Annotated in this window: 18 protein-coding genes and 1 tRNA gene; 11 read left to right on the top strand and 8 right to left on the bottom strand. The window is 40.1% G+C overall.

The features are described 5' to 3' along the window. The 7 genes from K0B81_08375 to K0B81_08345 form a co-directional block, all read right to left on the bottom strand. Positions 1 to 251, bottom strand: a 251-nt coding sequence (locus tag K0B81_08375) for an FAD-dependent oxidoreductase (protein ID MBW6516608.1), incomplete at its 3' end; no start/stop codon positions are given. Positions 252 to 879: 628 nt separating this feature from the next. Next, complete coding sequence (locus K0B81_08370; GenBank protein MBW6516607.1) at positions 880 to 4,290, bottom strand: chitobiase/beta-hexosaminidase C-terminal domain-containing protein; 3,411 nt, start codon at positions 4,288 to 4,290, stop codon at positions 880 to 882. A gap of 598 nt (positions 4,291 to 4,888) precedes the next feature. Then, the gene (selD, locus tag K0B81_08365; GenBank protein MBW6516606.1) at positions 4,889 to 7,117 is read right to left on the bottom strand and encodes a selenide, water dikinase SelD; all 2,229 of its coding nucleotides are present in this window, start codon (positions 7,115 to 7,117) and stop codon (positions 4,889 to 4,891) included. A gap of 2 nt (positions 7,118 to 7,119) precedes the next feature. Then, complete coding sequence (locus tag K0B81_08360) at positions 7,120 to 8,064, bottom strand: radical SAM protein (GenBank protein MBW6516605.1); 945 nt, start codon at positions 8,062 to 8,064, stop codon at positions 7,120 to 7,122. A 614-nt stretch (positions 8,065 to 8,678) separates the two neighbouring features. Then, on the bottom strand, positions 8,679 to 9,473 hold the full coding sequence (locus K0B81_08355) for a beta-ureidopropionase (GenBank protein ID MBW6516604.1): 795 nt from the start codon (positions 9,471 to 9,473) through the stop codon (positions 8,679 to 8,681). Positions 9,474 to 9,483: 10 nt separating this feature from the next. Continuing rightward, the gene (radC, locus tag K0B81_08350) at positions 9,484 to 10,158 is read right to left on the bottom strand and encodes a DNA repair protein RadC (GenBank protein MBW6516603.1); all 675 of its coding nucleotides are present in this window, start codon (positions 10,156 to 10,158) and stop codon (positions 9,484 to 9,486) included. A gap of 34 nt (positions 10,159 to 10,192) precedes the next feature. Next, positions 10,193 to 10,269 (bottom strand) — tRNA-Val (locus K0B81_08345). A 591-nt stretch (positions 10,270 to 10,860) separates the two neighbouring features. On the opposite strand from K0B81_08345, the gene efp reads away from it, so the two are divergent. From efp to nadD, 11 genes are all read left to right on the top strand, one after another. Further along, positions 10,861 to 11,421 carry an elongation factor P gene (efp, locus tag K0B81_08340; GenBank protein ID MBW6516602.1) on the top strand — a complete coding sequence of 187 codons (561 nt, stop codon included), beginning with the start codon at positions 10,861 to 10,863 and terminating at the stop codon, positions 11,419 to 11,421. A gap of 72 nt (positions 11,422 to 11,493) precedes the next feature. Next, complete coding sequence (locus K0B81_08335; protein ID MBW6516601.1) at positions 11,494 to 11,703, top strand: hypothetical protein; 210 nt, start codon at positions 11,494 to 11,496, stop codon at positions 11,701 to 11,703. A 92-nt stretch (positions 11,704 to 11,795) separates the two neighbouring features. Beyond that, positions 11,796 to 14,942, top strand: coding sequence for a T9SS type A sorting domain-containing protein (locus K0B81_08330; protein MBW6516600.1), 3,147 nt, complete (start codon positions 11,796 to 11,798; stop codon positions 14,940 to 14,942). A gap of 26 nt (positions 14,943 to 14,968) precedes the next feature. After that, entirely contained in the window at positions 14,969 to 15,880 is a 912-nt protein-coding gene (locus tag K0B81_08325; GenBank protein MBW6516599.1) for a PorV/PorQ family protein, read from the top strand. Between the two features lie 66 nt (positions 15,881 to 15,946). After that, positions 15,947 to 20,128 (top strand): S8 family serine peptidase, encoded by a 4,182-nt coding sequence (locus K0B81_08320; GenBank protein MBW6516598.1) that lies wholly within the window; start codon positions 15,947 to 15,949, stop codon positions 20,126 to 20,128. Between the two features lie 34 nt (positions 20,129 to 20,162). Continuing rightward, on the top strand, positions 20,163 to 20,987 hold the full coding sequence (locus K0B81_08315; GenBank protein MBW6516597.1) for a hypothetical protein: 825 nt from the start codon (positions 20,163 to 20,165) through the stop codon (positions 20,985 to 20,987). Continuing rightward, positions 20,987 to 21,463, top strand: coding sequence for a transcription elongation factor GreA (gene greA / locus K0B81_08310; GenBank protein MBW6516596.1), 477 nt, complete (start codon positions 20,987 to 20,989; stop codon positions 21,461 to 21,463). Before K0B81_08315 ends, greA begins: the two co-directional genes overlap by 1 nt. A 14-nt stretch (positions 21,464 to 21,477) precedes the next feature. Then, the gene (locus K0B81_08305; GenBank protein ID MBW6516595.1) at positions 21,478 to 22,896 is read left to right on the top strand and encodes an aminopeptidase; all 1,419 of its coding nucleotides are present in this window, start codon (positions 21,478 to 21,480) and stop codon (positions 22,894 to 22,896) included. A 33-nt stretch (positions 22,897 to 22,929) separates the two neighbouring features. Beyond that, the gene (locus K0B81_08300) at positions 22,930 to 23,499 is read left to right on the top strand and encodes a hypothetical protein (GenBank protein ID MBW6516594.1); all 570 of its coding nucleotides are present in this window, start codon (positions 22,930 to 22,932) and stop codon (positions 23,497 to 23,499) included. A 65-nt stretch (positions 23,500 to 23,564) separates the two neighbouring features. Further along, on the top strand, positions 23,565 to 24,305 hold the full coding sequence (gene bamD, locus K0B81_08295) for an outer membrane protein assembly factor BamD (protein ID MBW6516593.1): 741 nt from the start codon (positions 23,565 to 23,567) through the stop codon (positions 24,303 to 24,305). Positions 24,306 to 24,431: 126 nt separating this feature from the next. Continuing rightward, positions 24,432 to 25,040, top strand: coding sequence for a nicotinate-nucleotide adenylyltransferase (nadD, locus tag K0B81_08290; protein MBW6516592.1), 609 nt, complete (start codon positions 24,432 to 24,434; stop codon positions 25,038 to 25,040). A gap of 635 nt (positions 25,041 to 25,675) precedes the next feature. On the opposite strand, the gene K0B81_08285 is transcribed toward nadD, so the two are convergent. Further along, positions 25,676 to 26,515: a class I SAM-dependent methyltransferase gene (locus K0B81_08285; protein ID MBW6516591.1), complete on the bottom strand. Its 840-nt coding sequence runs from the start codon at positions 26,513 to 26,515 to the stop codon at positions 25,676 to 25,678. Between the last annotated feature and the right edge of the window lie 378 nt (positions 26,516 to 26,893).

The following is a 26,893-nucleotide window of genomic DNA, read 5'->3' as shown; positions in this document are numbered from 1 at the left end:
AACTGGATACCTGTCAGATCGGCGATTCTCCCCATCTCACCACCGAGGGCATCTATCTCACGCGCCATGTGCCCTTTGGCTGGTCCACCAATAGAGGGGTTGCAGGACATCCGTCCGATACTTTCATATTTAATGACAAAGAGCAGAGTACGAGCACCCATTCGAGCAGAAGCTAATGCAGCTTCAACTCCGGCATGACCGGCTCCAACCACTATGACATCATAATTGTATTTTATCATCTTTGTTTCCATTGATCTTGTTGAACTGTTGTTGTAACTCTTTCATTGAGAAGGAGATGTCAAGGAAATTCAATTAGAAGCAGAGCAAGCATTGAACCACGGATTAACACAGATGAAAAAACGATTAACACTGATACCCCAGCGTTAGTAGAAGCAAGAGAAAAAGTTACTAGCTACTAATAAAAAGCCAAAATAAGGATAGCAAGTCCATTGGAAGCAGAGCAAGTATCGTCCACTAATGGACACAGATTTAGAAAAAGATGAACACAAATTAAAAAAATATTGATGCCTCAGCGGAACGACTAGCATGAAGACAATAGAACACGGATTTGACGGTAAAAATTGATTAAACGGAAAAACTATGTATTAAGAGAAAGTGTATGAAGTTATCGGAATGCTGGCTTTCGCTCAGTCCCTTAGTCTCTCCCTCTCTCTGTCAAATTTTTCCTTCCACTGGTTTGCCTACATACTACTTAGTACCTACTCGCATCTTCGCTCCCTCGTCTTGTTAATCCTTCCGCTGGAGCATCTTTATATTTCTCTTTTCCTCTGTGCTCTCTGTGCCTCCGTGGTTACCAAAACTACAAAAAAAGGCAGACCAAATGGTCTGCCTTTTTCATATATTATCTATGAATGTCGTTTATTTCAACAACATCATCTTTTCATATTTCTCGTATCCGCTAGAAGTCCTGAAATGATAGAAATAAATACCTGATGTTGTGGCATTACCTTTCTCATCCAAGCCATTCCAGAACAGACTATGTATACCCTTATCGAGCAAGCCTTGATCCAAAGTTGCAACATATTGACCTCTGGCGTTATAGATGACGATAGTTACAGAAGCCGGCTCTGCCAGTTCGTAACGGATATTGGTACCCGGATTGAATGGGTTTGGATAAGCACCGTGCAATCTCGTGACATATTCAATACCCGGAGGTGTACCAGGATCATCTCCCCAACCAGTGAGAATCGAAACAGGTCCGTAGAAATTGTGTGTCAGATCAAGATCTACAATCTGTAACCAGTAGTAATAAGTAACTTCAGGGATTACATCCTCATCAACATAATTGTAAACTTGCTGATTGGAAGTATTATATGCTGGAATAACTGTCGGATTGATCTTCTCAGATTCAATGAGTGAATTATCGATGTTGCGATAAACATTATAGCCGAGCATGTTGCTCTCAGTCTCACTTATCCACTGCAATTCAACAAATTCACCGGCTAACCAGTTAGCTGTAAATGATGAAAGAACTACAGGTAGTGGTGGTTCATCAATTTCAAAACCCATAATCCTGATATTATCAAATCGGTTATTACCAGTAGTTCCTGTACCACCATCAAGTACTATTCTGATGATGAAGTAAGGGTTGTCATTTACTTCTGCTATTTCTGAGAAATCAACGGTACGAACAGCCCAACTAGTGGGTATATCGGTAAAAGTAACTATTTCTATGAAATCGATACCATTGATTGAATACAATACTTGCTGACTATTAAAACCGGTTGCAGTTCTTTGAGTAGCATAAGATAAAACAATGTCTTCATAACCTGTTGTGGGAACAATAATATCAAAGTGCTCTCCATTATTGATCAAATCTGTATGAGGACGAGGTACAAAAGAGCCTCCGGAAACCTCTCCTTCAATTCCATTAAGAATTGTTCCTGCAAATGAAACAGCTTCAGTAAAGGTATAGATGATCTCGCCGGGACCTATATAAGGTAAAATTGGTTGTGGCCAATTACCTGATGCCGGAGGATTATTGAAATTCCAGTAAGAGATCAATTCAGGTTCAACCGGTGGTTCAGTGATAATATAAGTAGCTGTAACAATTTCACTATCCAGCATTCCTGCTTTCGCTGCATAAGCCCAGATTGTTGTGGATTCTTCAATATATAATTCACTCAGGTATTCGTTCCAAGGATCTTCTATATCATAGCGATAATAAACTGTTGCATTATCAGTAATCGTTGTTATCGTTACTGTTTGTGGTTCATAATAGGTGCCACCTAACGGACTGAACGTTGGGGTAGCTACTTGTGGAATTTCCGGTGCTACTTCAATATTGATGTTGTCAACCTGCCAAGCTCTGTAACTTGATGAATAATAATATTTAAAGCCTAACCAGATAATTCCTGTAACCTCCGGTAAGTTAATTACACCGGAAGATTGCCAGGTATAACTACCACTAGCAGGTTTTGTAAATGGTATTTCTTGCCAGTTAGCAGATGCTGGACTACCTAAACCGAGATAATCGGTTGAATACATTAATTTCAGATAAAAGTCGCCCTCAATCTCTTCTGCACCAAAATTATAAGCAGTATCAAAAGTCATCATCAATGGATCATAGTCATCTGTATTGATACCCGGTAAGATCAACCAATCTTCTTCTAAAGTAGTAGAACCATAACCATTCATTAAGGCATATCCGTTTCCACCGAAAGAACCCCAGTTCCAGAATCTTGTGTTTCCTGAAACACTGTAAACATAACATTCACCTAAATCACTATCGAAAGTCTCTTGATAAGGTATGGTAGCATTAGCCGGGAAAGTATAAGTTGCTGAGGCAACAGAACTATTTAACATTCCGTCTTTGTAAGCATAAGCCCATACAGTTTTTGTTTCATCAATGTATAGATCACCTGTATATGGTGTCCAAGGTCCATCTGCAGATTCATAGCTATATTCGATCGAAGCGTCTAAAGTTGCTGTTGAAATGGAGACAGTTTGTGGTGAATAATATTCGCCTCCTACCGGATCAAATACTGGTGTAGCAACAGGTAGCATGGTTGCTATATAAATGCTCAAATCTTGGAAACGAGTACTGCCACCACCAGCTGTCATTTCCATTTTTAATCTACCTTCTGTAACATTATATGGACCAGTCAAATCTATTATTGCAGAACACTCTTCATAAGTTGTTGAAGTTGGTGAAAAAGTAGCAATTACATCGTAATCAATTCCACCATTATTTGATACCATAAGAGAAACTGTTTGTCCTAATGAACCACCATAAGTTGCTAAGAAAAAGGTAACCTCTAAAGCATCGTATTGAGTAAAATCAATAAGAGGTGTTTCTACATAACTACCTATAGCTATGAGTCGCAGATAAGTAGTAATAGCATAATTTTCGATAGTAAACCCATGAATTAATGCCAAATCTACATCAGCTTGAGATCTGAAAGCATTAAAATAGGGAATAGCAAATGGTTCAGCCATTGGTAAAACTTCACCACTAACAGCTACAGTTATCGGATCTGCTCCACCTCCACTGATAGTTATGTCTCCAGAATATACACCAACTGCTAATCCGGCATCAAGTTGAACATCAATCATTGTTGGTAATCCATCATATGCAGGCAATGAAGTGACTGATACTGAGAAATTAGCTGGAGGAGTAATTGTCACGTCTGTTCCATCAAGATTTGTTCCTGATAGCTCAAATGATTGTGCTGTTGAGGGACCTTCACCTTCCATATAATCTAAACCGGCAAGCTCATTTGGGCTGGCATAAAGTACTGCACCTTCAGGTTCAATGTAAGTAATAGTTACTGCATCAATTTGAATATGATCTCTTACTTCATCGGTATTCACCACAGAAAAAATTACTTCAACATCATCTACAGCAGTTCCAAACTGAAAAGTCCAGACGATTTCTGTCCAATCATCAGTATCAAGAATTGTATATGCAGAATATGCGGAATATGCTCCATTGCGATAAAAAGCATTTCTGATATCACCCTTACCTCTTGCATAATATGTTACTGTATATTCTGTGTCAGCTAATATTGAAAATGGCTCGGTTGTAAATCTTGCATGAGATGTAGATGCCCTAACAAGTTGGCAAGAAGTTGTTCCTGAATATGCTGACGTAGTATATTCATTAACATTAGTAGTTCCAATGCTTGATCTTGGTCCGTACCAATGATCAGGCAGTCCTTCTGTCCAGTTTTCAAAGTCACCGTTAAGGGCAATGTCAACTACAGTTTGACTCCAAAGTAAACCGGTTGCTATTAAAACAACCAAAATCAACAAACATGTCCTTTTCATTTTAAACCTCCAAATTAATTCTTAAAAAACGGTTAACGATTTATGATTTCTTTTTCTATCTGAAAGCTCTTTTATTACGGGATTAGTTACAATATAAGTAGATTTTGAAAGTGTCAGTTCTCCCGTAAAATTAGCTAAAAGTTTCTTCATTTTTCTTAATCTCCAATATAAAGATACACATTCAATGTTACGGATAATAGAATAGCGTTCAGATGTCAAGCTTTTTTTGATTTATTTTTTTGTTACTTTATCCCTTAAAAAATTACACGCAGATCACGCTGATTTTTTAAAATATAAAACCACAGATACACACAGAGGGAAAATCCGAGGGAGAGGAAAGAAGTAAATACTATTTAGTATTAAGTAAGTAGAAAACCTGTGGAAGAATAGCAAGTCCATTGGGAGCAGAGCAAGCATTGGACCACTAATACGCACAGATTAAAAAAGAATAAACACGGATTCATCAGCGGGAGAAAAATCGAGGGAGAGAGTGAGAAAGGGTGCGAAAAAAAGAAGTAAGTACTAAGTAGTATGTAGTAAGTAGAAAACCAGTGGAAGAATAGCAAGTCCATTGGTAGAGAAGCAAGATGGGAAGAAATTATTTAACGGTGATCTCGCCGGTTCCTTTGCTGGTGATCTTACCGATAATGGCAGCGGAGTTTATCCCTGCTTTCTGACAGGCGTCGATGGCTTGTTCTGTCATTTTAGAGGGAAGGGCAACGAGCAGTCCACCGGAGGTCTGAGCATCGAAGAGGATGAGCTTTTCGGTCTCGGAAATAGTTGAAGCAAATTTAACAAAATTTTCATAATGGTTTTTATTGTTAGTAGTCCCGCCGGGAAGAGAGTTGCGACTGAGTAGTTCCCGAAGTCCTGGTAACTGGGGAACTTTTTCAAGATAGATCTCAGCATTCATTTCACTTCCTCTGGTCATTTCCGAGAGATGACCAAGTAGTCCAAAACCTGTAACATCAGTACAGCTATGAATCTCATATTGCCTTAAGATCTCAGCTGCTTGCTTGTTGAGAGAGCTCATGTTCTCAATGGCTGATCTCTTTTGCTCTTCGGAAGCAATACCCCTTTTCATGGCTGTGGTTATAATACCAGTTCCTATCGGCTTGGTTAAGATCAAGACATCCCCTTCTTGAGCATCTTTATTGGTGAGTATCTTATCAATTTCTACAATTCCAGCTACGACGAGTCCGTATTTGGGTTCCGGATCTTCAATCGTGTGCCCACCGAGGATAGGTATCCCAGCTTCATTGGTCTTACTGGCAGCACCCTTGAGGATATCTGATAATACAGAAACGGGTAATCTGTTAATTGGAAACCCAACAATATTCAGGGCAAAAAGGGGGTTAGCACCCATGGCATAGATATCGCTCAATGCATTAGCAGCAGCTATAGCTCCAAAATGGAAGGGTTCGTCAACTATCGGGGTAAAGAAGTCGGTAGTTAGTACAAGAGCTCGCTCTTCGTCGAGTTTATAGATAGCAGCATCGTCAGAACTTTCCGGACCAACGAGAACATTGGGATCATTCAGAACAGGGAGTTCCCGCAGTACTTTCTCCAATACAGAAGGTTGGATTTTACAAGCACAGCCAAGCCCATGAGTATATTTGGTCAGTTTGATCTCTTCCTGTTCTTCGGCAATTATTATTGGTTCTGAAGATTGGGTCATTAATGGTTGCAGGTTTTTGATCATTATCTCTGCAGCCCGGTCAATCTCATCTTTTGTAGTATTTCGACCTGTGGAGAATCTAATCGTTCCCATAGCAAAATCAACGGGAACTTTCATGGCTTCCAGCACGTAAGAGACCTCTATTCTGTCTGAATGACAAGCCGCTCCTGCTGAGAGAGCAATCTGATCGCCGATCACAGAGAGGAGAGTTCCGGCATCTACTCTGTAAAAACTAAGATTGAGAGTGTTAGGGAGCCGTAACTCATCATGTCCGTTCAGTTTAATCAACTTCTGGTCAATACCGGCTTTTGCCAGCTTTGGGGTAATACTTTGCTGTAAACTATCCCGCATCTCTCTCATCCTGCTGCTATTCTTCTCCAGATCGCGAAAAGCGATCTCAGCTGCTTTGCCAATTCCAGTGATAGCAACGACATTTTCAGTACCAGGGCGGAGATGCCTTTCGTGTTCGGCACCATGCATCGTTTTGACTATTTCTGTGCCTCTCTTGATAAAGAGAGCACCCACACCTTTAGGGGCATAGAATTTATGGCCAGCCAGTGAAAGGAGGTTAACTTTCAGTTCTTTGACATCTAACTCTACTTTACCGGCAGATTGAGCTGCATCGGTGTGAAAGATAATTTTATGTTTTTCGGCAATTTCTCCAATCTCAGCTATTGGTTGCAGAGAACCTGTTTCGTTGTTGCTATGCATGATCGTGATCAGAATTGTTTCCGGAGTTATTGCTTCTCTAAGGGCATCAAGGATAACAATGCCATTCTCATCAACAGGGAGATAGGTTATCCGAAAATTACCTTCCTCCAGATGGCGACAGACCTCCATTACAGCTGGATGCTCTATTTGACTGGTAATGATATGATTCCCTTTACGCCGATGAGCATAGACAATACCCTGAATTGCCAGATTGTTGGCTTCAGTTCCTCCTGATGTGAAAATAATCTCATCATTATAGCAACCAATAAGCCGGGCAACATGTTCACGTGCCTTTTCAACCCTCTCTTTAGCATGTAAACCGTAATAATGGGTGCTGGAAGGATTTCCGAAGTCCTCCTGCATTGCCTCTTTCATCAGATCCATCACCTCTTCGGCAAGAGGTGTAGTGGCATTAAAATCAAGATATATCGGTTTCATAGCTATTCCTTATCATTTAAACTATAGAAAACTCCTGTCTCCTGCTCAGTCGCTGTAATAACCCCTTTTTTAGCTAAATGATGAAGATATTTGGCTACTTCATCAATATGAAGATGAAGAATCTTTGCCATGTCATCGGCAGTACAAGGTCTTCGTTTAATGGTAGAGATAAGTTTATCTTCCAGTTGTTGATCTATCTCCGGAAAAACCATATCCACTGTTTTGCGGCTTATAATCTCGACTGGGAGAGGTTTTAGAAATTGAGCAATCTGCTCCAGTTTATTTTGAGGTTCTTTGATTAGCCAGCGTTCTGTGCCAGGTCTATCCAAACTGTTTAACTGTACACGATGTGGATTTATTCTCTGAACTGTTTCTTTGAGCAATGAAACCTCTGTTGCATGATCATTGATTCCGGGTAGAAAAAAGATCTCCAGCCACATCTCTGCATCACTTTCCTGACGAAAAGCGATCAGTCCCTTTACGATATCAGCTGTTTTTAATGCAGGGCAAGGTCGGTTAATCTTCTCAAAAACTTCCTGGGTAACTGCATCAAGTGAGGGCAATATCAGATCTATATCTCTGATCTCTTTTCTTAAATGTGTATCAGGTAAAAGGGAACTATTCGTTATCAGAGCTAATTTGTACTTCGGATACTCTTTCTTAATAAAACTGACCATAGCGCCTATGCGGCTGTTCAAGGTGGGTTCTCCGGCTCCGGAAAATGTTATGTAGTCTAATTCCGGATTCGATGACAAATAATCGTTCAATTCCTTTCTTACTTCGTCAAAGGGGACATATTCATCACGTCTCATGGTCAGATTGGTAGTTCTGCCAATCTCGCAATAGATACAGTTCATTGAACAGTATTTAAAGGGAACGATATCTACACCTAATGATACCCCCAACCGTCGGGATGGCACAGGACCGAAGAGATGTTCGTAATTCATTTCTATTCCTTTATTTCGTTTAGAATTATCGTCGAAAGAGAGGGCTTTTCCGTCAATTTATTTCCTATTGATGATTGAACACAAAGACACAGAGGACAAGGAGTAAAAGAAAATGAGATACTCCAGAGGAAGGATAGCAAGTCCATTGGTAGCAAAGCAAGCAATTATTAACCACGGAGACACAGAGTGCACAGAAAAAAGATTGAGACGCCCCAGCGGAAGAGAAAAAAATGAGGAAGAGAGTGAGCGAAAGTCAGCGTTCCAATAATCTCTTACACTTTTTCCTTTTTATCCGTTTGACCTTCTTTTTCCTTTAGATCGGTGTTCTATTCCTTTATTTTTCTCCTATTCCCTAAAACCTATTCTTTTATCCGTTTCTATGATTAATCCTTCTATACATTCTCCACCAAAATTGAAAGCCACATTGATGAAGCAATCCATTATGGTGGAGAACACTCAGGATGACACAGTACTACTAATTCTAAATTACATCCGTAAAATCTTTATTTTTCAGTTCAATCCGTGTTCTATTCTTTTTTCCTAATCCCTAACACCTAAAACCTATTCTTTTATCTGTGTTCATTCCTTTTGATCAGTATCTTTCGTGGTAGGAGTTATTTATAAAACTCCGGGCGTCGGTCTTCAAGGATGTGATTGAAATCGGTCACCCATTTATTACGGGCATGTTCCGGATTGATAGTTGTCACAAAGACCCCCTCTTCGACCAGATTAAATCTTTTCATTACTTCTCCGTATGGATTAGTAACCTGACTCTGTCCGGTAAAGACCATCTCAACATCACCGTTTCTTTCTGTTCCAACCCGATTCGCTGTGATAGTGAAAACTCTGTTCTCGATGGATCTGGTTACCATCGCCTGCTGACACCAGGGAAGCACGAGGTTTGCTGGATGGCAGATAACTTCAGCACCCATAAGAGTCAGTGTTCTGGCTGACTCGGGAAAGATCCAGTCAAAACAGACCATCAAACCCACTTTGACATCACCTTTAGCTTTACTGACCATAAGTCCTGTATCACCAGGGGTAAAAATCTGCTTCTCCCGATTAAAAAGATGAGTTTTACGATAAACAGTGAGTTCACCTTCGGGATTTATCAGAAAGGCAGAATTAAAAAACTTCTTCCCTTCTTTCTCAGCAAAACCAACCACATAACTGGTATTTTTTTTGCGTGCCAGTTCACGAAACATCTCAATGGTTTTACTCGTTTTAACCTCTTCGGCAATCTTATGAAGCTCCTCTTTCGTATTGATAACATAACCAGAAACAGCTAATTCCGGCAGTACTATCAAATCTGCTTTTGTTTTATTGAGCATATCCGACAATTTCTGCAAATTCTTTTCTATAGCAAAAAGCTTCGGCTTAAATTGACAAAAACCAACTCGATACTTCATTTTACTTCCTTTAGATCATTCTTTCGTTAGCAAGTGAGATATAGTCATTATCGCCTACAATAATATGATCCAGTACTTTGACATCAATAAATGTCAAGACCTTCTTAATTTTCTCGGTTATCATGATGTCCTCTTCCGATGCTTTGAGAGTTCCTCCTGGGTGATTATGGACAACAATGATCGCAGTCGCTCCATTCTTGATAACATTCTGCAAGAGTGTCCTGATATATATCTTTGCTTCGTTGACAGTACCCCGGAAAAGTGTCTCTTCGGTGATTATATAATTGCGAGAATTTAGATATAATACCTTGAACTCTTCGTTCTGTTTTCCCTTATAATAATGTTTTAGATAATTATAAACGTCGTGACAAGAGGTTATACATATCTGTTTGGTGATATTCTCCCGCAACGCGTAGGTCATTGTATCTCTAAAAAGTTTCAATAATACGACAGTCCGTTCTCCCAAACCCTCTATTTTGATGAGTTTTTCAACCGGTGCGTTGATGACTCCTATAAGAGAACCGAATTCATTAATCAGTTCCTTGGCGATTTGTTTGGTATCTTTCTGGATAAGAGAATAAGATAAGATAAGTTCTAATACTTCATAATTATGAAAACCAGCTAAACCATCCTGACAATAGCGGATTCGTAACCGTTCTTTGTGTTTTTTTTTAGTATCATCCATGAAACAACCTCTTAAAGATGTCCTCCAAAAAAAATGGTGGGTGATACGGGACTCGAACCTGTGACCTCTACGATGTCAACGTAGCACTCTAACCAGCTGAGCTAATCACCCACGCGTGTTTCCATATCAAAAAAAAGAGGTTTTTTGTCAAACAAAAAAGGGGAATCGCGAGTCCATTGGAAGTAGAGCCATCATTGTCCACAAATGAACACAGATTAAAAGACGAGGAAGAGACTGAGCGATGGAGATAAAGCCGGAGGAAGGATAACAAGAAGGAATTAAATGCCCCGAAGGGGTATGATATAAGATAGCCAGACACTTCAGTGTCTGGAATAAAGACCATCTATACCCACCCGCCACCCAAATGGAGCAGAGCTCCATTACCTGCGACTGAAGTCGCAGGCTATATTATGTCACCCATCGCTACACTCAGGGTGATGTCGGGGTAAAGCTAAAGGGAGGAAAAGCCTACAGAAGGATAGCAAGACGAGGGGCAAGGGGGAGAAAACCAGAGGGAAGGATAGCAAGAACATTGGAAGTCGACTTTTGCTACTTACTACTTAGTATTTACTGCCTACTCACTTCTTCGCTCTATCTTCCGCTCGACTATCTCCCTGTCTCCGTGGTTATTTTTTTTCTTGTCAAAGATTCAGAGGTCAAAAAAGTGTCTTAGCATAGTATAATTAAGGATAGGTTACAAATATGGCAACAACATCTGATATTCGCAATGGAATGATGATAGAATTTAAAGATGGAATATATGAGATCGTGGAATTCTTGCACGTTAAACCGGGCAAGGGAAACACATTTGTTCGCACTAAGTTAAGAAATATAAAATCTGGTCAGGTTTTGGAAAATAACTTCCGGATCAGTGAGAAACTGACCGAAGTTAGAATTGAAAAATCAAAGAAGCAATATCTATATCATGACGGTGATTTTTTTGTTTTCATGGATAATGACACCTATGAGCAAATAAATATACCTTCTGAAACAATCGGAGAACTTGATCGTTTTCTGGTGGAGAACACAGAAGTAGTAATGAAGACTTCTAAAGATGGAGAAATGGTAGGTATAGAATTGCCCACCTCAGTCATCATGGAAGTCACTGAATGTGATCCAAATGTAAAGGGTAATACTGCTTCCGGTGGTGGTAAGAATGCGAGAACGCAGACCGGATTACGGCTTACAGTACCCTTTTTTATAGAAGTTGGTGATTTAATAAAAGTAGATACAAGGACAGGAGCTTATCAGGAAAGAGCTTAGAGATATTTTTTGTCAAATTACTTGACAGAATACTAAAAGCAGATTTACTTGATTGAGTATGAAGGAGGATAAATGGCAAAGAAACGAACGTTTGCCGCTAAATTAGCACACGAAACAAGCCTAGAAGGAAAACTCGTTTGTCCTGTATGTAATGTCGAGATGAAGAGGACAAAACTGATCCGCAACAAGAAATCAAAAGTGGATTCCTGGGCACCAAATTATGAATTCCTCAACATATGCAAATGCAACGAGAATGATGTATATGCTGGAAAAGTAAAGTAGAGCTTTCACACCCTACATAGAATGCCCTCCTAATACCCTCTTATCTCCCCGATAAGAGGGTATTTTTTTACTAAGAAGAACAAGAGGTGAATATGGGAAAACATTTAATAGTTTTGACGCTGATACTTCTCTTCGGTATTGCTTCGTTAATACCGATCATTCCTTCTCCAAAAGAGATGGAGATGATAGATCAGAATGAGATCGTGATCTCAGAACTTTTCAGTCCTCGTCCTGTCAGGGGGGATATTGGTTCCCTACCCCAAGATGTACTTATCCTGATGGTAGAATTTGCTGATGTAAAATTTACTGATACCATTACCAATCAGGATTATTTAACTAACCCTGATTATACTCTGCAAGATTATATTGGGAGATTCATGTTTCACGTTCAGAGCTACTATTTGGATGCATCCTATGAAGCTTACGAGATCAATTATACTGTATGCGATACGTTGATAACCCTACCCAGCAATATGTCAGTTTACGGAAGTCAGACCAACAGTTTAGAAAGAAGAGTACAGTTAGTTCAGGATGTAGTCGCCTATATTGATCCCTATATCAATTTTGCCGATTATGATGCCTATATAATGATGCATGCCGGAGCAGGAAGGGAGACAGATATTTACGGGACTAATCCTAATGCTATATCCAGCTCATTTATGAATAGGAGATTGATGCAGGCAGTTTTAGATCCGGATAATGACGAATTCCCAGGTATACCGACTGATGACGGTGTCTATGTTCAGGAGATGGTAATCTCGGCAACTAATCATGACCATCCCGATAATCCGGAGGATCTCAACTATGGCATTCTCGGTTTGCTGGTACATCTATTCGGCAGACAAATGGGATTACCGACACTCTTTGGCAATGTTTCCAATTTGGGCAGGGCAGCCGGTGCAGGTAATTTTTGTGCAATGGGAACAGGTGTTTGGAATGCTAATGGTTTTGTACCACCATTTCTATCAGCATGGACTCGTACATTCGCCGGTTGGGCAGAGCCAGTAACTATCAGACAGACCGCTAATGATATCCCATTAACATACCCCTTTAATCCGGAAGATCTAGCAATTCCCAGGGTCTACAAAGTGCCAATCTCTGATGAGGAGTATTATTTAGTAGAAAACCGTCAGCAAAACCCCGACGATTCAATATTAGAAGGCGAACCAAATTTTACCTTCAAGCTTTTACCACCGGATGAGCAGGACTACTATCCTCCACCTTATGAAGATGTACCAAGATTCAATTTTATGAAGAACACCTATCGCGGCTGCGAATGGGACTTTTATCTTCCCGGTTTGGGTGGACCTGACTATCCTCTGATTGATGGTTCTGGAATTCTGATCTGGCACATAGATGAGAATATTATTCGGGAGAACTATGAATACAATACCATCAATGCCAATCCGGCACATCAGGGTGTTACTCTACAGGAAGCAGATGGCATCCAGCATCTGCGTTCCAGTCTATTTGATATATATATGCGGGGTTCACCTTATGACTCTTTTCGGGCAGGACATAATGATTACTTTGGAAAATATCAATTAGCTGACGGAACTATATCTCTTCCCTTTGTTCAGAGTTATTATGGTGAGACAGACCTTGAGATTTTCGATATCAGCAGCTCCTTGAATATCATGACCTTTTCCGTCAATTTTCCCTGGACATTGGAATATCCTTACGAAGGTGATGATGTTTATCCGGCTGCTATAGTTGAAGATGAGTTTGGTGATCTTTACCTGTTGCAGACGACTGAGTCAGGAAGTATTTTTCTCTTCAAAAATTTTGAATTATTACCACAATACCCTTTGAATGTTGAATCCATACCACATCTTTACACCTATACAGAAGATAACCATACATTTATTATACCTGTACAAAGTGAATCAAACGGGGCTGCTTACTATAAAGTCTCACCATCTGGTTACGAATTGATTGATATCTTACCGGAAAATCCACATCGAGTTTGGGTCACTCACCCCATTACTTTCAGTAATATTGATTCAGTAGCACGATCTGCTTTTGCTTTCTATAATACTGTGCAAGACAGATCAGAAGTCATTCTCTATAGTGAAGAGTATGTCTCATATTATACTTACACATTTGCCAACCGACTGATCGCCTCGAACTTGATTCAGAAAGGTGAAGAACTGCTTTTCTTTACTAAGCGGTATGATAACAGCCACTATGAACTGCAAATTATTGATCTGATCGAATACAGCCATCTGTTCACCTCTTTTCCACGTCTCGATAGTAAGGATATCGAATCGGCAATAGTAGCTCCACTAACTAAAGAAGAGATTGAAGAAAACATTTACAGAAATAACATCATAGTTTTAACTTCCGAGCAGATATCCTCTAGAGATGAAGGAGATAAGATTTATAAACTCTATATGTTCTATGAAAATGGTTCATTATGCAACGGTTTCCCTATAGAGTTTTCTGAGCAAATATTATCAGTCCCAAGTTTAGATGATGTAACCGGCAATGGTTATCTGGATATATTATTAGTCAGCAGCAATAATCTCTATGTTGTAGGATATAATGGAGAAATACATTCGGCGGTGATCTTCGATGATCTGGCTTATCCGGAAGTTACTACCCAGAGTCTTGGAGTAATCGCTTTAGACGTAACTGGTAATGGCAATTCCGAGATCATAGCCAATTTGGGAGGTAATCGATTCGTAATCTGGAATAACCAGTTTCAATTACTCGATGGTTATCCCCTCATGCTACCTGAGCAACCGCGAAACTATCCACTTCCGGTGTTCAAAGCAGATGCCATTGATATCTATCTTTCTGCCGAACAGGGTTTACTATTCCGTCATACTTTTTATCCTCAGCCGTATAATCCAGATACAGAAGCTATGGGCTGGTTTGTTGAATATGGCGATCTGCAACGTTCAGCATACTATTCTGCTCCCCTGCCGGATAATCCATTAGAAACCGATAAGATCTTTATCAAAGAACATTGTTATGCTTTTCCGGTTCCTTTAACCTATCAAAATGGTGGAGTATTATACTTCAATATAATGGTCAGTCAAAATCTACCAGTAGAGGTGAAAATATTTGACATCTCAGGTAAACAAATTTTTAAAGAAATTCACGAATGTCAGGCCTATACTAATAACAGGAACAAGGTATTTCTTGATATTAACGGCTTAGCGACCGGTGTCTATTTTGCTATCTTGAAAGCAAAAGGTGAGACCGTTACATTGAAATTTGCCGTAGAAAAATAGTTCTATAGCAAAAAGGAGTTTGATAAATGAAGAAGAGTATACTCATACTTGTCATGATAATAATTTTCGGACTCTCCTTGCAGGGAGTCGAACCGATAAATATTAAGAGTGATTACGGCTGGAAAATGCTTACTATACCGCTCTCCCCATCAATTGCTGCCATGGCGGGTACTGGAGCATCCATATCCGACGAAGCCGGATCTTTTATTGAGCATCCTGCTGCCGGATTGGTGGGAAATGTCCGAGCTATAAGCGTTTCGCAAAACTTATGGATCTTTGATACTCAATTAAACAGTATTGCTATCAACACAATTACTGGAGCCACTTCCTACGGTTTTGCGCTTCGAGCTCTAGATTATGGTAAGATAGATGCTCGCGATTTAGCAGGTGATATTATCGGTGAATTTCATCCCTTAGATGTAAACCTTATAGGTAACTTTGCCTATCGGATAACTCCCAACTATTATGCCGGCATTAACTTAATGCTTCTCTACCAGAAAATACAGACCAAATCATCAACAGGAGTCGCTTTTGATCTGGGCTTGACCTATCTCACTCCGATCAGCGGCTTATCGGTAGATGCTGCTGTAAAGCATCTCGGTAAGACACAAAAAGTCAATCAGAGTAGGATAAAACTCCCCGTTACACCAGAATTGGCTTTTAATTACCTGTTGCCGGTTGATATAGCAATAATTCATACCGAACTTAAAATGCTTAAGCACCCCGATGATGATAACATTCGCGTGCAGTTAGGAGCCAATGCCAATATTAACAGTGTATTCAATGTGAGAGCCGGTTACTATTTCAATCATGATACTCAGAACATAACTGCCGGTATTGGTTTGCAACTTAAGAGAATAGATTTCAACTATGCTTATCTCCCTTTTAGTAATGATATAAGGGATGCTCATTCTTTCGGATTGAGCTATAAATTTTGATAAAAAACAAGAGACAAAAACTAATTTAATCAGTTACATAGAAAAAGTTTCCAACAGAGGAAAGAAATGAAGAAATTTTTGCCGGGTTTAGTATTTCTGCTGACTATTAACACTCTATTGTTGGGCAATAGCTTCAGATATACCCCCACTGAAATGATCGTCAAGACGACTGAACCAAAAGGTAATTCCCGGATTAATACACTTGATGTTCCTGAATTTGATTCTTTTCTGGTTCAGAAGGATGTCAAACAGATAAAAGCCATAACCCCTTCCTTAGAAAACAGATTCTATGTTATCAGATTTGAAGAGCCCTTGGATTGGGAGGAACTAAAGATTCAAGACCCGCGTTTTGACGGCATTGAATATATTCAGCCCAATTATCTCAATGAGTTTCATGTTGTTCCCAACGACCCTTTATTTACCCAGCAAGCACTCCATTTATCCCGTATTCCCGAAGCTTGGCACTATGAAATTGGTAATCATAATGTTATTGTAGCCATTGTTGATTCTGGGCTCTGGTTTGAGCATCCGGAATTTAGTACTTATGAGAATATCTGGATTAATGAAGCAGAATATCCACCTAATGGAGAAGACAGCTCCGGCAATGGTTATATTGACGACTGGCGTGGTTGGGACTTCGTCGATGCTCCTGAATTAGCACAAATTGCTCTGGGTGATTATCTCGATCAAGATAATGACCCGACTGATGAAAGTGGTCACGGTACCCACATTGCAGGTATTATCGGTGCTGCCACTAATAATGATCAGGGCATTGCCGGTATTTGCTGGAATGTTAGCATGATGATCCTTCGTGCCGGTTTCAGGACAACAATCGGCGCTGGTTACCTTCAAGATGATGACGCTGCTGCCGCTATTATCTATGCCGTTGATAATGGAGCCCATGTCATAAATCTCAGTTGGGGAAGTACGATATTTTCCCAGATCATTGCTGATGCCTGTCAATATGCCTATGATAATGGAGTGATAGTAGTTGCTTCAGCTGGTAATACCCCAGTACCTGAGGTAATGTATCCGGCAAGATTGAATACTACTATATCTGTCGGTGCAGTTAATAACTTCCTCAATTTGACAGGTTTTACCAGTTTCGGCCCCGACCTTGATATAGTTGCTCCCGGTGAATTCATCTTGAGTACTTATATACCTATAGCCAATAGTATCTACTATAACTCTTCCGGAACTTCTATGTCTGCTCCTTTTGTTGTGGGTGCAATTGCGCTGCTTCTGTCTAGGGAACCTGGTTTGAGTTTTAATGAAGTTAAGTCACGGCTCTTTTCTTCAGCCATAGATCTTGGAACTCCGGGATTTGATAATTATTTTGGACACGGTTTGCTTAATGTAGAAGGATTACTGACTATAACTGATGTCCCCTATATCGAAGTCACCTCTCCTGATGATCATAGCGGACTATCGGGTAGTTTTGACATAACCGGCAGTGTTTCTGCATCAGATTTCTTTCGCTATACTGTAATGTATACTAATGCTGAAATGCCAACAACTTTGGACTGGAAAGATGTGGTAACTCATCAGAATACCCCCTCATTTTACTATAATGAGGTTCACGATGATCTGATAGCCCATTTTTATGTCCCACCGACCTTACCCGATGATAATTATCTGATAAGAGTTAAGTTGGAAACAATAACAGCAGGAATCTATGAAAAAAGATTCAGGGTTAATGTCAACCAATCTACGCCGGTTTTGAAAGAGGGTTATCCTATTGCGATTCGACGTTATCATGCCGATATACCTTATTATTTTGTGACTACTGAATTTGACCAGCATGTCTCACTGCAAATGGCTGTTCATTCCAATACAGGATACTCAACCAATGTTTTTAGTAATTATGCTGATTCTCTCCACATTCTTCAGCTACCGGTTGATCTTCCGGAAGGAAACATATCACTACAGTTTACTGCTACTAATGTTAGTGGCCTAGAATATACTACTCCCCTCTTTGAAAATGTTATTTATCTCGATAAAACGGGAATTCCCACAGATACTTTTATTCAACAAACGGTTGGTCCCGCCATTATAACTACCCCCAAGTCATTTGATATCAATGATAACGGATTCAGAGAGTTCATAGGGATGTCTATTGGTGAAGGTCAGGTCTTAGGAGACTTGAAAATCTACGAGTTCAGTTATGAAGAAATGATTGAAAAATTTACCTATAATGATTCTTTCTTACCTATAGATATGGGAATAGAAAACAATTTCGGTTTAGAGGTTCTCGGGTTGATCGGTAATACTGCAGTTCTCTATGGAACCCTTGATGAGACAGAGTATCCGAGTTTTGATTTCTGGACTAGTGGCAATACTATGGGTGGCAATATCATTGATTATAACAATAACGGTATTGATGACCTAATTTTAGTTCAAAATTTTCAAAATACTCGTGTATTAACACTATATCGTCGTTCCAGTAACCACCTTCAGTTCGTTCAAGAGAACACACTCTTCAATACAACTGAAACTTTTGAACGCAATACTTTTGCTCCTCGAGTTGCTGCCAGAGACCTTAACGGTAACGGTTTTATGAACATACTGGCTGCTGATACCGATGGTGATGTTATGGTTTATGAGATTTACAATGCTGTGTCCGACAGTCTGATCTGGCATACGAGATTACCGGCAAGAAACCTCTATCACGTATCTATTGGAGATTATACAGGGAACGGGCAGCCGGAGTTTTGTGTTGGTGGCTTTGAATCCGATCTAGTAGATCCTAACAAGACCTACTGGTATTTTGAGTTTTTCCGTTATGACACGGCTTTTCAGGATTTCATAACTCTTGGTTATCTCTCTTTTGACCATTATGATGATGTAAATTCTATCAATGCCCTTGATCTGACCGGAGATGGCAACTTAGAATTAGTCTTTGCCTTAACACCTTATCTTTATATCATTGATTATATAGATGGTGAGTTTGTTCCTATCTATCGGGGTTCAACTCATAGAACATATAATGTCATTCCGATCCCGCAGCATGAAGACTATCCAGCCGGAGTGATCATCAATAACAGTGATGGAGTAGATTCTAAATCCCAGTTTGTGACCCTGAATAATTTTACAGGTCCTCCATCGCCTATCGGTTTAACAACACAGCCGGTAGATGAACATACGGTGAAGCTGGACTGGAATTACTGTGCTGCCGAATATTATTTGATCTATCGTAAACACGATGATCTAATTACTCTTGTTGATTCAACCTATTCAAATACCTATACTGACAACAACCTCATCGAGGGTGAAGAGTACTATTATTCTCTTCGGAGCGTCCATCATGGTTATGACCCTTATATCAGCCAACATACTACGTGGAGTTTAGCTATTCCTTATGCAATCCCCGAATTGCTCTCCATCAGAATGACCCAAGTCAATGAATTGCGCCTTCTGTTTGATGTTCAACTGAGTAATGATGCCATAAATCTTGGTTATTACAATGTAAATAACGGAGTAGGTCGCCCATCTTCAGTAAACCACACAGAAAATCAGCGTGGTCTGTTACTCAGATTCCTCAATTCTCTATCAGAACCGGAAGAAGATTACTATATTGAGATAACTGGGCTTACAGGACGTTCGGGAGTTCCCTTCCCTCATGGCCAATACTATTTCATCTATACAGAAGATCTGGAGGCACCCGTTGTTCTCTCTCACCGTGTTGTTAATGATCAGATGTTAGAGATAGTATTCAGCAAAGACCTCGATGCAGATATTGTACAGGATGAAGCTAATTTTACTCTACAAACCCCTCTTGTTGACGCTCAAAACAGGATCAATAATATTCATTGTTATGATAATTATCTTGAAATATATTTCCGGGAGAAACTTAAACATAGCAATCGACCCTACTATCTGACCATGAACAATATCGTGGATCTGGCTGGGAATTCTCTTCCCAATAATCAGAATATCATCCGTTTCCAGCTTACCGATATGACTACTTTGAAACATGTTCAGATTGCTCCCAACCCTTTTAACAGAAATGTACACAGCCGTTTGGAATTTATTGGTTTACCGATCAATCAACAGGGTGAAATAAGGATCTATTCTTTATCGGGTGAAACCGTATATTCTTCTACCATCTCGCCGCTAACGGAGCTAAACAGCAGTTATCACTGGAGCGGTGTTAATAATGAAAACAGAGCTCTTTCCTCGGGTATATACATCTATATAATTCGCATGGGCAAGGAACAGAAGCGGGGTCAGATAGCAATAGTTAATTAAGTGATAATTGAAACCAAGAACTTAGGAGGATAGTATGATATCTTTGGACTGGAAACAGCGACTGAAAATGGATACTGAGGATTTTGTTTCTCGCAAAATACCACAGGGTGATTTTGATATAGATATAGTCTATAATGCCTATCCCAAGAGAATAGATAATAAGATCCCTTCAGAAGTAATTACCTTCGTAGCCAAAATTTTGGCAAGTAAGATCGCTAAGAATATGGACCAATACTTGAATTTTTACGATTATCTCTGGTATAAGAAAGGAGAAAATGGAAAACAGATCTTTGTTTACCTTATGAAAACTGCTATCCATCGTAAACCTGCTATCTTTCTCGATTATGTAAAGAAAGTTTTGGCTACCAGTAAGGATGTTACGGATATCAATGCTGTACTTAATAAAGCTGTTGTACCGCTCTTTAAGAAAGAGAGCAAAAAATATCTCGATATTATATACAATTGGCTTTCTCTTGATAATCCTGACCTGCACAAGAGTATCATTAACCTCTTCATCAAAGTGGCTAAAAACGATCCTACTCTTCTAAAATACATCTTCCAAAAGATGGAAAGGGGCTGGCTCTATCCCAATCCCCATACAATAAAGAACAGTGTACAGTTCCTGAAAGCAACTTATAAAATAGATGCGGATTTTTATTTCTCGGTATATGATAACTATAAAGGAAGCAGGAATCCTGTCTTTGTAGAGATCTTGTGCCATGCTCTTAATCCAATAAGTGAACCGGAACCATATAATAGAATAGTCGGTTATCTGGAAAACTGGCAGAAAAGCGGCAATATACGGATCAAAAAAGCTGCTGCTACGAGTCTGAAAACCATGAAGAAAAAGAGTAAATAATGGATCTAAATTACATCACGATCAAAGGTTTGATTAAATTAAAAGAACGACTACAATACTTAAATACAATTGAACGTCCGGAAGTCATTAAGCAGGTTGTCACTGCTCGTGAGATGGGTGATTTGTCGGAAAATGCCGAATATCATGCCGCCAAAGAACGTCAGCGACATATAGATAAGGAGATCAATCATCTGAGAAGCCGTATTAGCCGCTTGAAAGCTCTCGACCCGGCACAAATACCGAAAGATGCCGTCAGGTTTGGAGCCATCGTATCCCTCAAAGATCTACATAACGATGAATTAATGCATTATCAGATCGTTGGGATTGATGAAGTGGGAGATCCGGAAGACAATATCCATCCCATTTCCATCGCTTCCCCGATCGGCAAAGGCCTGCTGGGTAAGAAACCGGGAGATACGGTACTCATCAAAGTCCCTGCCGGTGAACGCGAGTTTAATATTATAGAGATAAAATAGAAAGGAGTAATTAGATGCCTAAAAAAGAAGAATTGTCAAAGAAACTTGGATATCAACGCACGAATTTCTGGAAAACGGCAACAGAATCGGAAAAAAAGGAAGCGATGAAATTTGCCGAAGGTTATAAATCATTTCTCACTAATTGTAAAACTGTAAGGGAGACTGTCTCGTATTCTCAGAAAGTTCTGGAAGGGAATAAGTTCAGTGCTATTGAAAAAACTAAAAGATCAGAGCAAAAAAAATACTATCAGGTCTATCGGCAAAAAAATATCATTGCTGCAGTAATAGGTAAAAGACCGATCTCAGAAGGGATCAATATCGTCTCTCCTCATATAGATACCCCCCGGGTAGATCTGAAGCAAAACCCGCTCTATGAAGATTCTAATACCCAATTGGGGATGATGAGAACCCACTACTATGGCGGTATCAAAAAATATCAATGGATGTCAACACCGCTCGCTTTGCACGGTGTTTTAGTTAAGAAAAGCGGCGAGATAGTCAATATCTCTATCGGTGAAGATGAAAAGGATCCAATCTTCATGATGCCCGATCTTCTTCCTCATTTAGCTGCTGATCAGGCAACTCAGAAGATCGGTGATGCCATTAAAGCATCACACATGAACGTTATTTTTAACTCTATACCTTATCCCGACGAAAAGGTCAAAGAAGCGGTCAAGCTCAATGCTCTTGTTATCCTTAATGAGAGGTATGGAATAACAGAAGGTGATTTTCTCAGTGCCGAACTGGAACTGGTACCCGCAGGTAAAGTCCGAGATGCCGGTATCGATAGAAGTATGATTGTCGGTTACGGTCATGATGATCGTGTTTGCTCCTATACTTCTCTGCAAGGATTGTTAAAAGCCAACCCTGCCCTGATACAGAAGACTGCCCTGATCTTTTTCTCCGACAAGGAAGAGGTTGGTAGTGAAGGTAACACAGGTGCCAAAGCGACCCAATTCATTGACTTTGTCGCTGAACTACTAAAGAAGAACGGAGAAAAATATGATAGCTATACAGTCCGTAAGACCCTGATGAACAGCCAGATCCTTTCTGCTGATGTCAATGCGGCTATTAACCCTAACTTCCCCTCCGTTCATGAAAAGGATAACGCAGTACACATGGGCTATGGAGTCAGTATTACCAAATTTACCGGAGTACGTGGAAAAGCCGGCTCTAATGATGCCCACCCTGAATTTACCTCTAAATTGATCCATCTGTTCAATAAAGAAAAGGTTAACTGGCAGATGGGTGCTTTAGGACAGGTAGATGTCGGTGGTGGTGGAACAATAGCTAAGTTTCTCGCTGCTTACGGTGCCGATGTTATTGACTGTGGTACCGGTGTGATCGGGATGCATGCACCTTATGAGTTGATCTCAAAGGCAGATCTCTATTCGACTTATCGTGCCTACCATGTATTTCTAAGTAAAGCATGATATTACAAGATTAACTGAGCAGAAGGAGATAAAATGAGGTCATTTTACATTTCATCAGTAGTGCTGTTAGCCCTCTTTAATCTTATTCTGCCCTGTCTTATCCAAGCGCAGATCAACGACGAAGAATTATCTCCATCTGTTACTTATAATTATTCTGTAACCTCTGAGGAGGAGATACCCTCAACTGTTTTTACCCATTTTTACCAAGAGTTACCAGTAGATTTACCGGTCGTTCTTGATTTTAATACAGGCAGATTCACTCATCAGTTAGAACGCCTCTTCAAAGAACAACTTATAAATGATGGGTATCAGGTATTCGAACAGGTACAAGAAAACTCACTAATTCTTAGACTTACCTATGATGAGACTATACTACAGAAGAGTTCGGGATTTTTCATCTTCAAAAAGCATTATCAGGAAGAGAGATTTGAGTTCTCTTATCAGTTGACCAAAATGCCGGAAAGCCGCATCTTGAGCTTCGAAAATATTACCATTTCATCTGTTTCTTCCAATTATGAGTCCAACATGCGTTGGTATGATCCGATACTGATCTCTGCTTTTATTGGAACATTGGCTTATCTGTTCTACTTCGGCGGCAACTAAACTATATGAAACAGTCATCAAAGAGGAATATTAATTAAAATAGCTAATCGTCAAACGAGGAATAAATGAAAAAAATATTAATCATCCTTATCGTCATTCTTGCTCTGGTAGGATGCAGTAGAAACCAGGTTCGCAAACAACTACCGGTTGAACAGAGAATGGAACTTGCTAATCATTATTATGAAGAAGGCAGATATAGAAGAGCTGCTGATCACTATCAGGAAGTAGTCTTTGAAAGACGTTCCATCCATACCCCGTTAGCCCAGTTCAGACTGGCAGAATCCTTTTTCTATCTGGGCAGATATGAAGATGCCGTGTTTGAATACCGAGAGTTGATCCGTTTATTTCCCGATTTCCGGGAGATCAATATCGCCTATTTCAGGATCGGTGAATCATACATGAATCAATCACGGTCACCTCACCTTAGTCAGCAAGAGACTATAGCCGCTATTGACGCCTTCAATGTCTTTTTAGACAGATTCCCCTTTGATGCTAAAAGAGATCAGGCACTGCAGTATATTCAGCAAGCACAATACACTCTCTTAGAAAAGAAATTCTACAACGGTTATATCTATTACAAACTCCTTGATTACAGCGCCTCGCTCTTGTATCTGGAAGAAATCATCGAGCTCGGTAATCGTAACGAGTTAGACAAAAAATCTCGCTATTATGCCGCTCTGATACATCTGAACCGGGGAGACAAAGAAAATGCCAAACCTCTGGTAGATACCCTGATAGAATACTATCCCAACACCCGTGAAGCTAATCGCGTAGCCCGCAGATACGCCAGACAGTTCGGAGACTGAGGTTGAGGTTGAGACTAAGATTGAGGATAAGGATTAAGACCAAACAAGATGTTTATTCAAGTAATTTTCATTATTAGTGTGCATCGTTTTATTCGTGTTCATTAGTGGCATAATCAGTGTGTATTCGTGGATAAAATTCGTGGTTATTCAATGAAGATCGGTATTTTAGGTGGTACCTTCAACCCTATTCATAACGGACACTTGGCAGCAGCACAAGCCGTCTATGAGCAGCTTGCCTTAGATAAAGTACTCCTCGTCCCTTCCTATCATCCACCCCACAAAGGCACCGAGAAGATCATCCCCTATGAAGAACGCTGGCATCTTCTCGAATTGGCTGCCAAACCATTTGATTTTATAGAACTTTCAAATTTAGATTACACCCCGAACGAGAAGAGCTACACTAAAAATCTTATGCTCCGTTTGCTAAAAAAATACCCCTCCTCCTCATTTTTCTTTATTATCGGTGCTGACAACATCGCTCAAATAGCAACCTGGTATGAATTCGAATGGCTATTGGATAATGTTACATTCGTTGCCGTCACCAGAGAGGGGTTTAATAAAAATTCCTTATCCGGAGTTGCTTATCTTGATAAGATCATCTTCGTCGAAATGACCCCTATTGATGTCTCTTCATCAATGATCCGCCACAAACTCAGCAACAACGAAGATATCTCACCCTTTGTCCCCCAACCTGTAGCAGACTACATAACCCAACACAACCTCTACAAATTTTAAAACAAAAGGCGACCACCGTCTGTTAAATCCTGCTAACATTGATTCTTGTTTTTACCTAACTCCCTATAACCTGACAACTAAAACCTAGTTTTTTTATTCGTGTTCATTCCTTTTCATCTGTGTATATTAGTGGACGATGCTTGCTCTACTCCCGATGGACTTGCTATCCTTCCTCCGGCTTTCGCTCAGTCTCTTAGTCTCTCCCTCTCTTTGTCGATTTTTTCCCTTCCGCTGGTGCATCAATGCATTTTATCTGTGTTTATCATTTTTTAATCGTGTCTATCCATGGTTAATATTTTCTCTTGCTTGGCTCCGATAGCACCCTTTCTGGGTGCAATAATATAGCCTGCGACTTCAGTCGCAGGTAATGGAGCTCCGCTCCATTTGGGCGGCGGGTGGGTTTAGATATTTCTTATCCCAGACATTAAAATGTCTGGCTATCATATTTCATACCCCTTCGGGGCATGAAAAAGGGCGGTTCTTGAGCCGAGGAAATCGCTTCTTTGTGGCTGCATTAGCAAGAAGTAATCAGCAGAACACTCAGCATAACACTATCTTGTAGCATAAACTTCAGTCTGTGTAAAAAAGGGCGGTTCTTGAACCGCCCCTGCAATGCATTTTTTTATGTCTTTTTTTTATCTGTGTGTATCATTTTCTAATCTGTGTGTATCAGTGGACGATGCTTGCTTCGCTTCCTCGTCTTTTATCCCTCTTGCCACAACAACCATCCCCTTCCCTTTCCTGTTTTTTGAATTATAATCAAGCACCATCATTACCAGAACGAAGGGATAGACCAATAACAAATAAAAGGGTAACAAAATACGCAACAGGCATTTGAACTCTGACAACGGGATCTTCATCCCCAGATGCCAGGCGATATTACCCCAAAAGCCGTAACTAAACCAAAACTCCTGAATCTCCCAACCGGCTTCATTCAACTTCCCTTCCAACTCTTCTATCGTATAACCGTTACGAACATGTTCGGCGGTGTATTCCGCTTCTTTACCGGCATAAGGTGTCGAAATTATTAAATACCCCTCTTCATCGATCACTTTTCGGAAGTTCTTCAAGACAGTCAGATCATCTTCAATATGTTCCAGAATATCAATGGCAATGATCATATCCTGTTTGTTTTCGGGAATATAGTTTTGCAGGTCGGCTTTCTCTATTTTTACCTGCTTTGGATAACGTTTGTTAATAAAGCGACGAAACGCCTCTGATATTTCTTCATCGATATCAACAGCGAGGATCTCCGCTGCAGGATAATGTTTCAGAACATAACAACTGTACTGTCCGAACCCGCTGCCGGCATCATAGAAGTTGAGTTTATTTTTAGAAAGATAATTCCGGATGGCTCTTTTGACATACCATTGCCGGAGAATGACTGCATCTAAGAGAAAGTAGAAGATCTTGCGTGTAAAGGGAAACATCTTCAGAATAACATTCAAACGTCTTTTCAACGGTTCATATTCCATTTCTCTTCCCCTTGCCTTTTTGAGTAGGAAACGCCCCGATTTCCTGTTCGGACAGAGTCCGAAGTTTTTTTCAGCTACCTCAATCAATAGGGCGACTACCTGTCGCCCCTACATTAATATTTTTAGTTGTTATTGTCACTCATAAACCGGCTGAAGCCAGCGTTCCAGAGCTTGCTATCCTTCCTCCGGCTTTCGCTCAGTCTCTTAGTCTCTCCCTCTCTCTGTCAATTTTTTCCCTTCCGCTGGGGCATCTGTGTTCTTTGCTTACTTTATCTCTACCGGAGCCACAGGTTTAAACGGGTTTTTTCTGACTGCCAGCGAGAAGAGATAGGGATATGTTCTCTTGAGGTGCTTGATGTATTCCATCCATTCCAAAGT

It is taken from the genome of Candidatus Cloacimonadota bacterium, from assembly GCA_019429305.1.
In the GTDB taxonomy this organism is placed as follows: Bacteria; Cloacimonadota; Cloacimonadia; order Cloacimonadales; family JAJBBL01; genus JAHYIR01.
Note: the sequence above shows the minus strand (reverse complement) of the source record. Positions and strands in the feature narration are given on the sequence as shown.

Bases quoted from the DNA above. Each gene is read 5' to 3' on its own strand.
- K0B81_08370 (MBW6516607.1), bottom strand. From the start codon at position 4,290: ATGAAAAGGACATGTTTGTTGATTTTGGTTGTTTTAATAGCAACCGGT.
- selD (MBW6516606.1), bottom strand. From the start codon at position 7,117: ATGAAACCGATATATCTTGATTTTAATGCCACTACACCTCTTGCCGAA.
- K0B81_08360 (MBW6516605.1), bottom strand. From the start codon at position 8,064: ATGAATTACGAACATCTCTTCGGTCCTGTGCCATCCCGACGGTTGGGG.
- K0B81_08355 (MBW6516604.1), bottom strand. From the start codon at position 9,473: ATGAAGTATCGAGTTGGTTTTTGTCAATTTAAGCCGAAGCTTTTTGCT.
- radC (MBW6516603.1), bottom strand. From the start codon at position 10,158: ATGGATGATACTAAAAAAAAACACAAAGAACGGTTACGAATCCGCTAT.
- efp (MBW6516602.1), top strand. From the start codon at position 10,861: ATGGCAACAACATCTGATATTCGCAATGGAATGATGATAGAATTTAAA.
- K0B81_08335 (MBW6516601.1), top strand. From the start codon at position 11,494: ATGGCAAAGAAACGAACGTTTGCCGCTAAATTAGCACACGAAACAAGC.
- K0B81_08330 (MBW6516600.1), top strand. From the start codon at position 11,796: ATGGGAAAACATTTAATAGTTTTGACGCTGATACTTCTCTTCGGTATT.
- K0B81_08325 (MBW6516599.1), top strand. From the start codon at position 14,969: ATGAAGAAGAGTATACTCATACTTGTCATGATAATAATTTTCGGACTC.
- K0B81_08320 (MBW6516598.1), top strand. From the start codon at position 15,947: ATGAAGAAATTTTTGCCGGGTTTAGTATTTCTGCTGACTATTAACACT.
- K0B81_08315 (MBW6516597.1), top strand. From the start codon at position 20,163: ATGATATCTTTGGACTGGAAACAGCGACTGAAAATGGATACTGAGGAT.
- greA (MBW6516596.1), top strand. From the start codon at position 20,987: ATGGATCTAAATTACATCACGATCAAAGGTTTGATTAAATTAAAAGAA.
- K0B81_08305 (MBW6516595.1), top strand. From the start codon at position 21,478: ATGCCTAAAAAAGAAGAATTGTCAAAGAAACTTGGATATCAACGCACG.
- K0B81_08300 (MBW6516594.1), top strand. From the start codon at position 22,930: ATGAGGTCATTTTACATTTCATCAGTAGTGCTGTTAGCCCTCTTTAAT.
- bamD (MBW6516593.1), top strand. From the start codon at position 23,565: ATGAAAAAAATATTAATCATCCTTATCGTCATTCTTGCTCTGGTAGGA.
- K0B81_08285 (MBW6516591.1), bottom strand. From the start codon at position 26,515: ATGGAATATGAACCGTTGAAAAGACGTTTGAATGTTATTCTGAAGATG.